The following is a 14890-nucleotide window of genomic DNA, read 5'->3' as shown; positions in this document are numbered from 1 at the left end:
CGTCCCCGACCCCGCGTCGGCGGCCGTCGCCGACCCGGCCGTGCCCGGCAGCGAGCGCCCGCCGTACCGGCGGCTCTACCGGAGCCCCCAGGGCCGGATGCTCGGCGGCGTCGCGCACGGGCTCGCGGTGCACCTCGGGCTGCCGGTCGCCTGGGTCCGGGTCGCCTTCGTGCTGCTCTTCTTCGCGCAGGGGATCGGCGCACTGCTGTACGCGGCGTTCTGGTTCGTGGTGCCGATCGGCATCGGCGAGCCCGCGCAGCGCGGCGGCGCGCACTGGGTCTACGTCAACGGCGCCTTCGTGCCGGCCGGCTCCTGGCAGGCCTCCGGGGCGTCGGGGGCGGAGCTGAGCAAGGGTCGGCGCGGCTGGATCGGCCGGCTGCGCGAACTGCTGCAGCACGCGCTGCAGGGCGAGCCCGCCACGGCGGTGGCCGAGCCGGGCGGGGAGCCCGCCCCGGGGCGGGCCGGGCGGCGCCAGGGCGGTCTGGGGCAGCTCGCCGCGCTGGTCATGGTGGTGATCGGGCTGATCGCCCTGCTGAACGCGCTCGGCGTGCAGACCGCCCGGCCGTACACCTGGCCGCTGCTGGCGATCGGCGTCGGTGTCGCGCTGGTCTGGCGGCAGGCCGACGACTCCCGCTGGCAGCGCTGGTTCGGCCTGGAGGAGGGCGAGAAGCGGCGCGGGGCCTACACCCGGGTCGGCGGCGGTGTGCTGCTGGTGGTGGCCGGCACCATCGCCTTCCTCGCCATGCAGGGCAGCGGCTCCACGCTCGGCTCGGTGGTGGAGGCCTCGCTGGCGGTGCTGGCCGGCGTCCTGGTGCTGGTGGGCCCGTACGCGCTGCGGATGTGGCAGGACCTCGGCGCCGAGCGTACCGCCCGCATCCGCGCGCAGGAGCGCGCCGAGATCGCGGCCCACGTCCACGACTCGGTGCTGCACACCCTGACCCTGATCCAGCGCCGGGCCGAGGACCCGAAGGAGGTGCTGCGGCTCGCCCGCGCCCAGGAGCGCGAGCTGCGGCTCTGGCTCTACCGCCCGGAGGCGGTCGCCGAGGACGCGCCGGACACCATGGCGGAGAGCCTGCGCGCGGTGGTCGCCGAGGTCGAGGACCGGCACGGCGTCCCGGTCGAGCTGGTCGTGGTCGGCGACTGCCCGATGGACGAGCGGATCGCCGCGCAGATGCAGGCCGCGAGGGAGGCGACGGTCAACGCGGCCAAGTACGGTGGCGGGGGACCGGTCCAGGTCTACGCCGAGGTGGAGGGAGAGACGGTGTCGGTGTTCGTACGCGACCACGGCCCCGGCTTCGACCCCGACACGGTGCCCGAGGACCGGATGGGTGTCCGCGAGTCGATCATCGGCCGGATGAAGCGCAACGGCGGCACCGCACGGGTGCGGCCCGCGCCGGACGGCGGCACCGAGGTCGAGCTGGAGATGGAGAGAACGAATGACTGACGCAGCGCCGACGGGAGGGACCCCGGCCGAGGGCGGGGGGAGGGTCGCGCGGGTCGTACTGGTCGACGACCACCGGATGTTCCGGACGGGGGTGCGGGCCGAGATCGGGCGCACCGAGGTCACCGGCATCGACGTGGTCGGCGAGGCCGACGACGTGGAGTCGGCGGTCCGCGTGGTCGCCGAGACCAGGCCCGACGTGGTGCTGCTCGACGTCCACCTGCCGGGCGGCGGCGGGGTCGAGGTGCTGCGCCGCTCGGCCGGGCTGATGGGCGAGCAGGTGAAGTTCCTGGCGCTGTCCGTCTCGGACGCCGCCGAGGACGTCATCGGTGTGATCCGCGGCGGTGCCCGCGGCTACGTCACCAAGACGATCACCGGCACGGACCTGGTCAACGCCGTCTTCCGGATCGCCGACGGCGACGCGGTGTTCTCGCCGCGGCTGGCCGGCTTCGTGCTGGACGCCTTCGCCGCCACGGACACCCCGCCGGTGGACGAGGACCTCGACCGGCTGACCCAGCGCGAGCGCGAGGTGCTGCGGCTGATCGCGCGCGGCTACGCCTACAAGGAGATCGCGAAGCAGCTGTTCATCTCGGTGAAGACGGTGGAGAGCCACGTCTCGGCCGTGCTGCGCAAGCTCCAGCTGAGCAACCGGCACGAGCTGACCCGGTGGGCCACCGCCCGCCGCCTGGTCTGACGGCCCTCGCGACGCCGCTCGCGCCAGGGCCGACGGCCCTCGCGAGGCCGCCCGCCCGGCCCGGATTCCTCCGGGCCGGGCGGGCTTGTCAGTGCGGGGCCATAGACTCGGAGTGCCATGAGTAGCCTCTTTGACGACCTCCCGCTCCCCGGTTTCGAGGCCCCCGCCGCCGGGTCGAAGCAGCAGCCCGCCGCCGCCCCGACGGCGCAGGAGCCGCCGCCGTTCGAGGACGACGTCCCGTACGACGCGTACGAGGAGGCGATCCCCGAGGGGCTGTTCCAGACCGACCACGCGGCCCAGGCCGAGCGGGACGCCTTCTACCGCAACGGCGCCGCCCGCCCGGTGGTGGACCCGGCCCAGCTGCTGGAGGGGATGAACGACCCGCAGCGCGAGGCGGTCCTGCACGCGGGCTCGCCGCTGCTCATCGTGGCCGGCGCCGGCTCCGGCAAGACGCGCGTGCTGACCCACCGGATCGCCCACCTGCTGGGCGCCCGCGGGGTGCAGCCGGGCGAGATCCTGGCGATCACCTTCACCAACAAGGCGGCCGGCGAGATGCGCGAGCGCGTCGAGCAGCTGGTCGGGCCGCGGGCCCGGGCGATGTGGGTGTCCACCTTCCACAGCGCCTGCGTGCGGATCCTGCGCCGGGAGAGCAAGCTCCTCGGCTTCACGTCCTCGTTCTCGATCTACGACTCGGCCGACTCGCAGCGGCTGATGTCCCTGGTCTGCCGGGACCTCGACCTGGACCCGAAGCAGTTCCCGCCGAAGTCCTTCACGGCCAAGGTCAGCAACCTCAAGAACGAGCTGATCGACGAGGAGACGTACGCCGACCAGGCGGCCAACCCGATGGAGAAGAAGCTGGCCGAGGCCTACTTCCTCTACCAGCGGCGGCTGCGCGAGGCCAACGCGCTCGACTTCGACGACATCATCATGACGACGGTGAACCTGCTCCAGGCCTTCCCCGACGTCGCGGAGCACTACCGGCGGCGGTTCCGGCACATCCTGGTCGACGAGTACCAGGACACCAACCACGCCCAGTACATGCTGGTCCGGGAGCTCAGCGGGGGCTCCGCCGCGGCCGCGCCGAAGCGCACCGTGGACGGCGACTACGTGGACCCGGCCGCCGGACGGCTGGCCGAGGTGCCGCCGGCCGAGCTGTGCGTGGTGGGTGACGCGGACCAGTCGATCTACGCCTTCCGCGGTGCGACGATCCGCAACATCCTCCAGTTCGAGGAGGACTACCCGAACGCGACCACGATCCTGCTGGAGCAGAACTACCGCTCCACGCAGACCATCCTGAGCGCCGCCAACGCCGTCATCGAGCGGAACACCAGCCGCCGCGAGAAGAAGCTCTGGACGGCCGGCGACCACGGCGAGAAGGTCGTCGGCTACGTCGCGGACGACGAGCACGGCGAGGCCCAGTTCATCGCCGACGAGATCGACCGGCTGACCGACCGGGGCGAGGCCAAGCCCGGCGACGTCGCGATCTTCTACCGGACCAACGCCCAGTCCCGGGTGTTCGAGGAGGTGTTCATCCGGGTCGGCCTGCCGTACAAGGTGGTCGGCGGGGTGCGCTTCTACGAGCGCAAGGAGGTCCGGGACGTCCTGGCGTACCTGCGGGTGCTCTCCAACCCGGAGGACACCGTGCCGCTGCGCCGGATCCTCAACGTGCCCAAGCGCGGCATCGGCGAGCGGGCCGAGGCGATGATCGACGCGCTCGCCGGGCGCGAGCGGATCTCCTTCGCGCAGGCGCTCCAGCGGGTCGACGAGGCGTACGGCATGGCCGCCCGCTCGGCGAACGCGGTGAAGAAGTTCAACGCCCTGATGGCCGGGTTGCGACAGGTCGTCGAGTCGGGTGCCGGGCCCGCCGCGGTGCTGGAGGCGGTGCTGGAGGAGACGGGCTACCTCGCCGAGCTGCAGTCCTCCACGGACCCGCAGGACGAGACGCGGGTGGAGAACCTCCAGGAGCTGGCCTCCGTCGCCCTGGAGTACGAGCAGGACCCGGGCGAGCGGCCCGACGCGGGGGAGGACGACGCGCCGCCGGTCGGCTCGCTGGCCGACTTCCTGGAGCGGGTCGCGCTCGTCGCGGACTCGGACCAGATCCCGGACGAGGACGAGGAGGGCCGGGGCGTCATCACGATGATGACCCTGCACACCGCCAAGGGGCTGGAGTTCCCGGTGGTCTTCCTGACCGGCATGGAGGACGGCATCTTCCCGCACATGCGGGCGCTCAACCAGGTCAAGGAGCTGGAGGAGGAGCGCCGGCTCGCGTACGTCGGCCTCACCCGGGCGCGGGAGCGGCTCTACCTGACGCGTTCGGTGCTGCGCAGTGCCTGGGGGCAGCCCTCGTACAACCCGGCCTCGCGGTTCCTGGAGGAGATCCCGGACACGCTGGTGGAGTGGAAGCGGACGGGCGCGGCGTCGGTGCCGGCCTCGCGCGGGTACTCCTCGGGGTCGTCCTGGGGCGGGAAGTCCGCCGGTTCGGGCGGCTCCTCCCGGGGCGCGTCGCGCGGTGCGGCGGCGGCCGCCTCACCGAAGGCGGGCTGGGGGCAGTCGGCCCGGCGGGCCGGTACGGCGGTCGAGCGCGAGGTCGTGGCCCTGGCGGTGGGGGACCGCGTCACCCACGACACCTTCGGCCTGGGCACCGTGGTGGCCACCGCCGGTGTCGGCGACAAGGCGCAGGCCACGGTGGACTTCGGGACGGAGGGGCGTAAGCAGCTGCTGCTGCGGTACGCGCCGGTGGAGAAGCTGTAGGGCCCGGCGGCGCGGGCCCGGGGTCCCACCCGGGTCCGCGCCGCGCCGGGGTGCGCGCGACCGGCCCGGCGGGGCGGGGCCGGGGCGGGTGCGGCCCGGCGGGGCGCGGTCAGCGGGGGTCGACGCCCTGGGCGAGGAACCACGGCAGCGGGTCGACGGGGGCGCCGCCGCCGGCCGGGCGGATCTCGAAGTGCAGGTGCGGGCCGGTGCTGTTGCCGCTGCTGCCGACGAAGGCGATGACGTCGCCCGCCTTCACGGTCCCCTTGCGGATCTTGTACGACCGCAGATGGCAGTACCAGGCCTCGGTGCCGTCGGCCATCTTCAGTATCGACATGTAGCCGTACGACGGGTTCCACTGCGTGCGGATGACGCCGTCCGTGACCGCCATGACCTGGGTGCCGCCGTCGACGGGGAAGTCGATGCCGGTGTGGCGGGCCGCCCAGTGCGTGCCGGACGCGCCGAACATCTCGCCGAGCCCGCGCTGGGCGACCGGGAGGATGACCTTCGGGAGCTCGGGCTCCGGCGCCGGGGCCGGAGCGGCGAGCGCCGTCCCGCCCGCCGGGCCGGCGGGCTGGGTGCCGGAGAGCGGAGCCCGGGCGTCGCCGCGGGATGCCTGGTCGGCCTCGCCCGCGGCGAGGACCTGCTGGGCGGCGGCCCTGGCGGGCGCGGTGTCCGGGGCCTCGGCGGCCTGCTCGGGGGCCCGGCCGGCCGCCTGCGCACGCTGCTGGTCGGCCTCGCCCTGGACGGTCGCGGCGGCTGCCCCGGCCACTCCGAGGGCGGCCATCGACGGCAGCGCGACGCGCAGCAGGGCGGTCCGGGTGGCGGCCTTGGCGGCGCCGCGGCGCTGGGCGCGCGACTGCTCGCGGGCGGCCACCCGCAGCTCCGCACGGGTCGGGCGGGCGGCTGCGTCGGGAGCCATCGGGGGCTGCCTCCTCGGTGGACCTCGGGCACATCGTCGGGCGAGGGGAAGGGCGAGGGGAGGGACGGACGGAAAGGCGAGGGGAAAACAGCCGAGACTGTAGCCGTAACGCCGGGATCCGGACAAAAGTCCGTATGTCAAGAGGGGAGTTGGCGGCCTGCGGACGGAGCCGTCGGGGTATACCCGTCGGTAGCAAGGGGTGGGCCTGTGATTTTGCCCTCCTCTTGAGGGGCGGCACGGTCAGTCCGCCCGGGTGACGCTAACCTCCCCTCAGGTTGTTATTGCTGGTTAACCGCGCCCGTGCCCGACGAGGTCCGGTGGGTGGTGGACGACGAAGTCCAGGAGGCAGTGATGGGTGTGTCAGGCCCGATCCGTGTGGTGGTCGCCAAGCCCGGGCTCGACGGTCACGACCGCGGCGCCAAGGTCATCGCGCGTGCCCTGCGTGATGCCGGTATGGAGGTCATCTACACCGGCCTGCACCAGACGCCCGAGCAGATCGTCGACACCGCGATCCAGGAGGACGCGGACGGCATCGGGCTGTCGGTCCTCTCCGGGGCGCACATGACGCTCTGCGCGCGGGTGCTGGAGCTGCTGCGGGAGCGCGAGGCGGAGGACATCAAGGTCTTCTGCGGCGGCATCATCCCGGAAGAGGACATCGTCGAGCTCAAGGCGATGGGCGTCGCGGACATCTTCACGCCGGGGACGCCGACCCGGGACGTGGTGGCCTGGGTCGAGGCGAACCTGCGGGCCGCGAGCTGACCCCTCGGGCGGAGGTGTTCCGCGGGGCGCGCGCCTGCCGGGTACGCGCCCGCCTGCCGTTGCGCCCGCTGCGGGCGAGCGCCTGCTTCGACCGTGTGCCAGCCGGGTGCGTGCCCGAGGGGTGCGCGCCGGTGGGGTGCGCCTGCCGAGTGCTGGGCCGGGCCGGTGCGGGACACCCCCGTACCGGCCCGGCCGCGTTCCGGCGCGGGCGGTCAGGCGCCGAGTTCGGCGAGCATCGCCTCCCGGAAGCGCAGGGTGCCGGCCAGCCGGGAGAAGGTCTCGGCCCAGGCGCCGGCGGGCGCCGCCTCGGCGGCCAACTCCTCGACGGCGGTGGCCGTTGCGGGGGAGAGCGCGCGCTCCGTCATACCGAGCACCCCGCTGTGGCTCCACGGGTACGCCCCGGAGGCGGCCGCCCGGGCGAGCGCCGCGACGACGGCGGTGGACAGCGGCGGGGTCCACGGAGCCGCGCAGGCCCCGAGCAGTTGGAAGGCCTCGCCGAGGCCGTGCACCTCGATGAACGCGGCCGTCCAGACGGCGCGTTCGGCGGGCGGGAGGACGGCGAGCAGCTTGGCGGGGGCTCCGGTGCCCCGGGGGGCACGGGCGGCACGGCCGCCGCGGGACCCCGGTGCGGGGGCCGGGGCGGGACCCAGCAACGCCCGTGCCCAGTCGGCGTCCTGCTGGCGGACGGCGGCCCTGGCCCAGGCCTCGCGCAGGTCGTCGGCCCAGCTGCTGTCGCTCTCGTCGAGGCTGTCGCCCACCCGGAGCCCGAGCAGCCGGCCCGGCGTCAGACCGGTGGACTCCGGCCACAGCGAGAGCGGCGTGGCGGCGATCACCTCGCCGAACCACCAGGCCCGCTCGCCGCGCCCGGTAGGCGACTTGAGTGGTATGCCGTCGCGCTGCATCGCGGTGTCGCACTCGGTGGGCGGGGTGACGAGCAGGTGCGTGCCGCGCTCGGAGAGGCGGACGGCGGCCCGGGCGCGCTCGGCCATCCGGTGGGCGAGCGTGGAGCCGGGGAGGGTGGAGAGCAACTCGGCGGCGGTGGCCCGGACGTTCTTGCTGCGATCGCCCAACGCGGCTTCGAGGAAGGGCTCGTCGGCGAGCGAGAGGCCGTCCTGGAGGGCGTCCAGGAAGAGCAGCCGGTCCTCGGCGCGCTCGGTGGGCCAGGTGCTCACCAGCAGGGCGAGGCCGGCGGCGGGGTCGCTCCGGCGCAGTGCGGTCAGATGGGTGACGCGCTCGGCGAAGAGCCCCTCGTGCCAGAGGTGGTGGTCCCCGGGAGCGGCGGCCGCCGCTCCATCGGGTCCGTCCGGTCCATCGGGCGCGGCCGTGCCGGCGGGCGCGTCGGTGGTGGTGCGGAGGACGAAGCGCCAGTCGGCGTTCCGGGCGGCGAGCCAGCGGCCCAGGGGGCCGGCCAGCGCCACGGCGTCGGGGCGCAGCTCGGTCCGGCCGCGGGCGGCGTCCAGCAGGGCAGGTACGGCGGCGGCGGGTGGGCGGAAGCCCCGGGCGCGGGCGGTGGCGAGCCACTGCGGGAGCAGTTCGGTGAGGTTGGCGAGGGTGCCGGGGGATCCGGCGCCCCGGCTGCCGAGCAGGAGGGTGAGCCGGCGGGCCGCGGGGGTGGGCAGTTCGGGCCGGTGGTCCTCGGGGGCGGGGGCGGCGAGCAGGGCGGTGACGGCCTCGCCGGCGGGGGCCGGGCGGGCTCCGGCGCGGCGGCGGACGGTCTCCAGGGCGGCGAGTTCGAGCAGCGCGGTGGCCGGGTCGGTGCGGTCGACGGCCAGGTGGGCGACGGAGTCACCGGCGGCCGGGGGCAGCAGGGGGCGGCGGTCGGTGCCGAGGAGGGCGGTGGTGTGGAGGGACTCCCAGGGGTCGGTCGGGGTCGGGGCGGTGGGCGGCACGCGGGGCTCCTGCGGGTCGGTGGGTGCTGGTCGGAGGCTCTCGGGCGGGTGGGGCGCCGGGGCCCGCGGCGGGCCCGTGGGCCGCGCGGGCCGGTCCCCGCTTCGGCGCCTACCCGGTGGTGAGGTCGATCGGGCGGTGGTCCGCGCCCCAGGCGGTGACCGGGGCGAAACCGTGGTGGCCCTGCTCACCGAAGACGGTGAGGGGGCGGCCGGTGGAGACGGCCGCGAGGCGCCAGAGGGCCGCTTCGGGGGTGGCACCGCGGTGGACCGGGAGCGTGTGCCGGCCGTCGGTGAGCTGCCAGCCGTCGGGGGTGAGGACCGGGACGACGCCGGTCAGGACGGCCGGCCAGGCGTCGAGCCAGGGATCGTCCGCGACGGCGTCGCCGTAGGCGGCGACCGTTTCGGCGGGGGTGAGCCCGGGCGGCGGGGCGGCGGGGCCCTGGCCGGGGGCGTCGTAGCGGGTGCCGAGGGCGGCGCGCAGGGGGCGGGCCCCGGGGTGGAAGGCGAGTTCGGCCTCCAGCAGGTGGCCGGTGGGGAGGGCGAGGTCGGGGGCCCGGCCGGGGCGGCCGAAGGCGAGGAGCAGGGCGGCCCGGCCGGTCTTCGCGCCGCGCAGCCAGAGCCGGCGGGTGGTGAGGCGTTCGTCCGCTGCGCCGTCCAGCGGGGAGGTGCGGCTGCCGAGGACGTACCAGCGGTCGCGGACGGTGGGGCCGGCCAGTACCTCGGCGGCGTCGGTGGTGTAGCCGACCCGGGCCCGGACGGTGGCGGCCAGCGGGGCGGGCAGGTCGTCGATCCGGGTGGCGGCGGTGGCGAGCAGATGGAGCATGGCGTACTCCTCCAGGAGGTCGGGCCCGGTGACGGCGTCGAGTTCGCGGACGCGGGTGGCGAGGCCGGGGGCCTGGGCGTCGACCATCCGGGCGGCGACCTCCTCCCAGGGGCCGGCGGCGGACGGGTCCGCGAGGCCGTGGCGGACCCGGTCGGCCAGCCGCAGACGCAGCTCACCGGCGCCGGCGGCCACCCGGGCGTGGCGCTTCTCGGCCCGGCGGAGGGCGGCGGCCGGGTCGGCCGCGGCGGTGGCGCCGGTCGCCCGCCGCTCGGCGCGGTCGCGGCGCTCGGCCAGCCAGTCGGACGCCCAGTCGGAAGGCTCGCCGGCCGGGACGGCCTCGGGGGTGCCGCTCCAGAGCAGCAGCAGCCCGAGCGCGTGCTTGCAGGGGAACTTCCGGCTCGGGCAGGTGCACGAGTAGGCGGGCGTGGCCAGCTCGACGGCGGTGCGGTAGGGCGTCCGGCCGCTGCCCCTGCACTCGCCCCAGAGCGCGGCGCCGTCGGTGCCCGTGGCCGACCAGGGCGCGGGCGAGGAGAGCTTGCCCGCGGCCTTCTGCGAGCTCGCGTCGGGTGCCAGGGACAGGACGTGTTCGGTGCTCCAGCGTTCCTCCATGCCGACGACGGTAGGCGGAGGGACTGACAGGCCGGGTGGTCGAACTGAGGTCCGGTCAGGATTGTCAGTGGTCCGGTGCAGGGTGGTTCCCACAGGCCGGGACGCCGACCTGGCTCCCCCCGATCACCTCGCCGCCCGCCACCGGTGTGTCCGGCGGCCGACCCGAAGGAGCCCCCTGATGACCGACGTTCTGCGGCAGCACGCGGAGGACGCCTTCGCGGCGGAACTGGCCGCGCTGGCCGCGCAGGACGACCGCCCGCGTCCCGAGCGCTGGAAGCTCTCGCCGTGGGCCGTCGCCACCTATCTGCTCGGTGGCGAGCTGCCGGACGGCACCGTGGTCACCCCCAAGTACATCGGCCCGCGGCGGATCGTCGAGGTCGCCGTGACGACGCTGGCCACGGACCGGGCGCTGCTGCTGCTCGGCGTGCCCGGCACCGCGAAGACCTGGGTGTCGGAGCACCTCGCGGCGGCGATCAGCGGCGATTCGACCCTGCTGGTCCAGGGGACGGCCGGTACGCCGGAGGAGGCCGTCCGGTACGGCTGGAACTACGCCCAGCTGCTGACCAACGGTCCGAGCCGGGCGGCGCTGGTGCCCTCGCCGCTGATGCGGGCGATGGCGGACGGGAAGATCGCCCGGGTCGAGGAGCTGACCCGGATCCCGGCGGACGTCCAGGACAGTCTGATCACCATCCTGTCGGAGAAGACGCTGCCGATACCGGAGTTGGGCGGCGAGACGCAGGCCGTGCGCGGGTTCAACCTGATCGCCACGGCGAACGACCGGGACCGCGGCGTCAACGAGCTGTCGAGCGCCCTGCGCCGACGGTTCAACACCGTGGTGCTGCCGCTCCCCGGCTCGCTGGAGGAGGAGGTGGACATCGTCACCCGGCGGGTCGACCAGCTCGGGCGCTCGCTGGAACTCGCGCCACTGCCCGGTGGAGCCGAGGAGATCAGGCGGGTGGTGACGGTCTTCCGGGAGCTGCGGGCCGGCCTTACGGTGGACGGCCGGACGAAGGTGAAGACGCCGAGCGGCACGCTGTCGACGGCCGAGGCCATCTCGGTGGTGACCAACGGTCTGGCGCTGGCCACCCACTTCGGGGACGGCGTGCTGCGGGCCGGCGACGTCACGGCCGGCATCCTCGGCGCCGTCGTCCGGGATCCGGTGGCGGACCAGGTGGTCTGGCGCGAGTACGTCGAGGGCGTGCTGCGCGAGCGGGACGGCTGGAAGGACTTCTACCGCGCCGCCCGGGAGAACGCCCGCTGACGCCATGGCAGTTCATGGCGGTTCAAGGCAGTTCGCGGCAGTTCAAGGCGGTCCAAGGCAGTTCAGAGCAGTGCTGAGCAGTTCGATTCAGTCCGAGTCAGTTCGAGGCACGAGGAGGGAGGGCGCGATGAGCGCGGAGGTGACGCTGCTGGGCGTACGGCACCACGGTCCCGGCTCGGCCCGCGCGGTGGCCGCCGCACTGGAGCAGTTGCGGCCGGACGCGGTGCTGATCGAGGGCCCGCCGGAGGCCGATCCGATCGTCGGGCTGGCGGCCGAGAAGGACATGGTGCCACCGGTCGCCCTGCTCGCCCACGTCGTGGACGACCCGGCCAGGGCCGCGTTCTGGCCCTATGCCGAGTTCTCCCCGGAGTGGGTGGCGATCCGGTACGGACTCGACGCCGGTGTACCGGTCCGCTTCATCGACCTCCCGGCGGCCTACGGCCTCGCCGAGGAGCGGGAGCAGCCGGAGGAGCCGGACCGGGCAGCGGAGCCGGAGCGGGCGGCGGACCCGATCGGGATGCTCGCCGAGGCCGCCGGCAGCGACGACCCGGAGCGCTGGTGGGAGGACGTGATCGAGCACCGCTCGCCCGGTACCGACGCGCTGGCCCCGTTCGCCGCGGTCGCCGAGGCGATGGCGGCGCTGCGCGAGGACGTCGCGCCCGGCGGGCCCGTCCGGCGCGACGACCTGCGGGAGGCGTACATGCGCCAGCAGATCCGGGCCGCCAAGCGGGCCGGGCACCGGCGGATCGCCGTGGTCTGCGGGGCGTTCCACGTCCCGGCGCTGGCCGTGCTGCCGACCGTCGCGCACGACCGGGCGGTGCTGGCCGGCCTGCCGAAGAAGGTGCGCACCGACATCACCTGGGTGCCGTGGACGCACCGCCGGCTCTCCCAGCAGAGCGGTTACGGCGCCGGGATCGTCTCGCCGGGCTGGTACCACCACCTGTTCACCACCACGGGTGATCCGGTGCCGCTCTGGTTGACCAGGGCCGCCGACCTGCTGCGGGCCGAGGACCACCCGGTCTCCTCGGCGCACGTGATCGAGGCCGTCCGGCTGGCCCGGACGCTGGCGGTGATGCGCGGCCGCCCGCTCGCCGGCCTGACCGAGACCCTGGACGCCGTCCGCTCGGTGATGTGCGACGGCTCGGACGTCGCACTGGCGCTGGTGCACGACCGCCTGGTCACCGGGGACGTCCTCGGCGGGGTGCCGGACGGCGCTCCGGCGGTGCCGTTGCAGCGGGACCTGACCCGGCTGCAGCGCTCGTTGCGGCTGAAGCCGGCGGTCGAGCCGCGGGAGTTGGACCTGGACCTGCGCAAGGAGAACGACGCGGCCCGCTCCCGGCTGCTGCACCGGCTGCGGCTGCTCGGCATCGACTGGGGCGTGCCGAGCCGCTCCGCCGTCACCTCGACGGGCACCTTCCGGGAGAGCTGGCGGCTCTGCTGGCAACCCGAGTTCGCCGTCCGGATCGCCGAGGCCGCCCAGTGGGGCACCACCGTCGAGGAGGCGGCGACCGGCCGGGCGGTCGGCGCGGCGCGGGCCGCGGTGGAGCTCGCCGAGCTGACCGCCCTGGTCGAGACCTGCCTGCTGGCCGGGCTGGCCGACGCGCTGCCCGCCGTGATGCGGATCCTCGCCGACTGCGCCGCGCTCGACACCGACGTCGCCCAGCTGGCCGGGGCGCTGCCGGCGCTGGTCCGCGCGCTGCGCTACGGCGACGTCCGCGGCACCGACCACCGTGCGCTCGGCGAGGTCGCGACGGGCCTCGCCGACCGGATCTGCGTCGGGCTGCCGCCCGCCTGCACCGGGCTGGACGCGGCCGGCGCGGAGGCGGTGCGCGGCCGGCTCGACGAGGTGCACGGCGCGATCGGCCTGCTGGAGGCGGGCGGCGGGCTCGCCGACCGGTGGGCCGGGACGCTGCGGGCGCTCGCCCGCCGCGAACCGGTCGGCGGTCCGGCCACGGGCGTGCCCGGCCTGCTGCGCGGGCGCGCCGTCCGGCTGCTGCTGGACGACGGACGGCTCGACTCCGAGGAGGCCGGCCGCCGGATGGGCCTCGTCCTCTCGGCGGCCAACGCCCCGGCGGACGCGGCAGGCTGGGTGGAGGGCTTCCTCAGCGGCGGCGGCGCCCTGCTGCTGCACGATCCCCGGCTGCTCGGCCTGCTCGACGGGTGGCTGACGGCGGTGCCGGCCGAGGTCTTCACCGATGTGCTGCCGCTCCTGCGCCGCACCTTCTCCGCGCTGGAGGCGGGCGTCCGCACCACCGTCGGCAGCAGGGTCGCGGCCGGTCCGCTGGGCACCGAGCCGGTGGCGGCGGCGGGCACGGGCCCCGAGCTGGATCCGGCCCGCGCCGACGCGGCGCTGCCCGTGGTCGCCCTGCTGCTCGGCCTGCCCGGCTGCCCGGTCCACCCCGCGGGGCCGCCGCGGATCCCCCGACAGGCCGAGGGCCGTGACACCTGACCCCGCACCCGACGCGCCCGACGCGACGCCCCCGACGCGATGCACCCGCACCCGACGACGCACCTGACCCGATGGACCGGAAGGAGCACCCGATGGCAGAGGCCACCACCCCCGCCGCTCCCGTCACCCTCGCCGCCGAGGAGCGGCTGCGCCGCTGGCGGCTGGTGCTCGGCGGCGAGGCGGACGGCACCGGCAGCGCGCTGCGCGGCCGGGACGCCGCGATGGACGGCGCGCTCGCCGCGCTGTACCGGGGCACGCCGCAGGAGGGCCGGGCCGGGCGGTCCGGCCGGCGCACCGCGGGGCTGGGCGGTTCGGCGCCGCAGGTGGCCCGGTGGCTCGGGGACATCCGCGAGTACTTCCCCACCAGCGTCGTCCAGCTGATGCAGCAGGACGCCATCACCCGCCTCGGCCTGGACCGCCTGCTGCTGGAGCCGGAGATGCTGGAGGCCGTCGAGCCCGACGTCCACCTGGTCGCCACCCTGCTCTCGTTGAAGCACGCGCTGCCCGAGACCACCCGGGAGAGCGCCCGTGCGGTGGTCGGCAAGGTGGTCGCCGAGCTGGAGCGCCGGCTCGCCGACCGCACCCGGGCCACCCTGGGCGGCGCGCTGGACCGCAGCGCCCGGGTGAACCGCCCGCGCCACCGCGACATCGACTGGGACCGCACCATCCGGGCCAACCTGAAGAACTACCTGCCCGAGCACGGCACCGTCGTCCCCGAGCGGCTGGTCGGCTACGCCCGGGCGCAGCGCGCGGTGAAGAAGGACGTCATCCTCTGCATCGACCAGTCCGGCTCGATGGCCCCCTCGGTGGTGCACTCGGCGGTGTTCGGCGCGGTGCTGGCCTCGATGAGGACGCTGGACACCCGGCTGGTGGTCTTCGACACCTCGGTGGTCGACCTCACCGAGCAGCTCGGCGACCCGGTGGACGTCCTGTTCGCGACCCGGCTCGGCGGCGGCACCGACATCAACCGCGCGCTGGCCTACTGCCAGTCGAGGATCACCCGCCCGTCCGAGACCGTCGTGGTGCTGATCAGCGACCTCTACGAGGGCGGCATCCGGAACGAGATGCTCAAGCGGGTGGCGGCGATGAAGGCGGCCGGCGTCCAGTTCGTCGCGCTGCTCGCGCTCTCCGACGAAGGGGCGCCCGCGTACGACCACGCGCACGCGGCCGCCCTGGCCACGCTCGGCGCCCCCGCGTTCGCCTGCACGCCGGACGCGTTCCCGGACGTCATGGCGGCGGCGATCGAGAAGCGGCCGATCCCCGTCCCGCCGCAGGGCGGGTAGCGACCGGGTGCG

Annotated in this window: 10 protein-coding genes; 7 read left to right on the top strand and 3 right to left on the bottom strand. The window is 75.4% G+C overall.

Annotated features, from left to right (window positions below; genetic code table 11):
• Window positions 1–97: 97 nt before the first annotated feature.
• From ABZ495_RS09405 to pcrA, 3 genes are all read left to right on the top strand, one after another.
• Window positions 98–1444 carry a PspC domain-containing protein gene (locus tag ABZ495_RS09405; RefSeq protein ID WP_329492133.1) on the top strand — a complete coding sequence of 449 codons (1347 nt, stop codon included), beginning with the start codon at window positions 98–100 and terminating at the stop codon, window positions 1442–1444.
• On the top strand, window positions 1437–2135 hold the full coding sequence (locus tag ABZ495_RS09400; protein WP_329488057.1) for a response regulator transcription factor: 699 nt from the start codon (window positions 1437–1439) through the stop codon (window positions 2133–2135). Before ABZ495_RS09405 ends, ABZ495_RS09400 begins: the two co-directional genes overlap by 8 nt.
• Window positions 2136–2252: 117 nt before the next feature.
• Window positions 2253–4886 carry a DNA helicase PcrA gene (gene pcrA / locus ABZ495_RS09395; protein ID WP_359835087.1) on the top strand — a complete coding sequence of 878 codons (2634 nt, stop codon included), beginning with the start codon at window positions 2253–2255 and terminating at the stop codon, window positions 4884–4886.
• Between the two features lie 109 nt (window positions 4887–4995).
• Here the strand turns inward: pcrA and ABZ495_RS09390 are convergent, their stop codons facing one another.
• On the bottom strand, window positions 4996–5805 hold the full coding sequence (locus tag ABZ495_RS09390; protein ID WP_359835086.1) for a M23 family metallopeptidase: 810 nt from the start codon (window positions 5803–5805) through the stop codon (window positions 4996–4998).
• Window positions 5806–6156: 351 nt separating this feature from the next.
• Between ABZ495_RS09390 and ABZ495_RS09385 the strand changes: the two genes are divergently transcribed.
• Entirely contained in the window at window positions 6157–6564 is a 408-nt protein-coding gene (locus tag ABZ495_RS09385; RefSeq protein ID WP_329492132.1) for a cobalamin B12-binding domain-containing protein, read from the top strand.
• Between the two features lie 212 nt (window positions 6565–6776).
• Here the strand turns inward: ABZ495_RS09385 and ABZ495_RS09380 are convergent, their stop codons facing one another.
• Both ABZ495_RS09380 and ABZ495_RS09375 read right to left on the bottom strand, forming a co-directional pair.
• Window positions 6777–8453 (bottom strand): DUF5691 domain-containing protein, encoded by a 1677-nt coding sequence (locus ABZ495_RS09380; RefSeq protein WP_359835084.1) that lies wholly within the window; start codon window positions 8451–8453, stop codon window positions 6777–6779.
• Between the two features lie 109 nt (window positions 8454–8562).
• Window positions 8563–9885 carry an SWIM zinc finger family protein gene (locus ABZ495_RS09375; RefSeq protein ID WP_359835082.1) on the bottom strand — a complete coding sequence of 441 codons (1323 nt, stop codon included), beginning with the start codon at window positions 9883–9885 and terminating at the stop codon, window positions 8563–8565.
• 178 nt (window positions 9886–10063) lie between these two features.
• On the opposite strand from ABZ495_RS09375, the gene ABZ495_RS09370 reads away from it, so the two are divergent.
• The 3 genes from ABZ495_RS09370 (at window position 10064) to ABZ495_RS09360 (ending at window position 14878) form a co-directional block, all read left to right on the top strand.
• Window positions 10064–11146, top strand: a complete 1083-nt coding sequence (locus ABZ495_RS09370; RefSeq protein WP_329488051.1) for an AAA family ATPase — start codon at window positions 10064–10066, stop codon at window positions 11144–11146.
• Window positions 11147–11273: 127 nt separating this feature from the next.
• Complete coding sequence (locus tag ABZ495_RS09365; RefSeq protein ID WP_359835080.1) at window positions 11274–13595, top strand: DUF5682 family protein; 2322 nt, start codon at window positions 11274–11276, stop codon at window positions 13593–13595.
• Between the two features lie 92 nt (window positions 13596–13687).
• Window positions 13688–14878 carry a VWA domain-containing protein gene (locus ABZ495_RS09360; protein ID WP_359835078.1) on the top strand — a complete coding sequence of 397 codons (1191 nt, stop codon included), beginning with the start codon at window positions 13688–13690 and terminating at the stop codon, window positions 14876–14878.
• The last annotated feature ends 12 nt before the right edge of the window (window positions 14879–14890 follow it).

Origin of the sequence: Kitasatospora sp. NPDC005748 (genome assembly GCF_040630735.1) — a bacterium.
Taxonomy (GTDB): domain Bacteria; phylum Actinomycetota; class Actinomycetes; order Streptomycetales; family Streptomycetaceae; genus Kitasatospora.
Note: the sequence above shows the minus strand (reverse complement) of the source record. Positions and strands in the feature narration are given on the sequence as shown.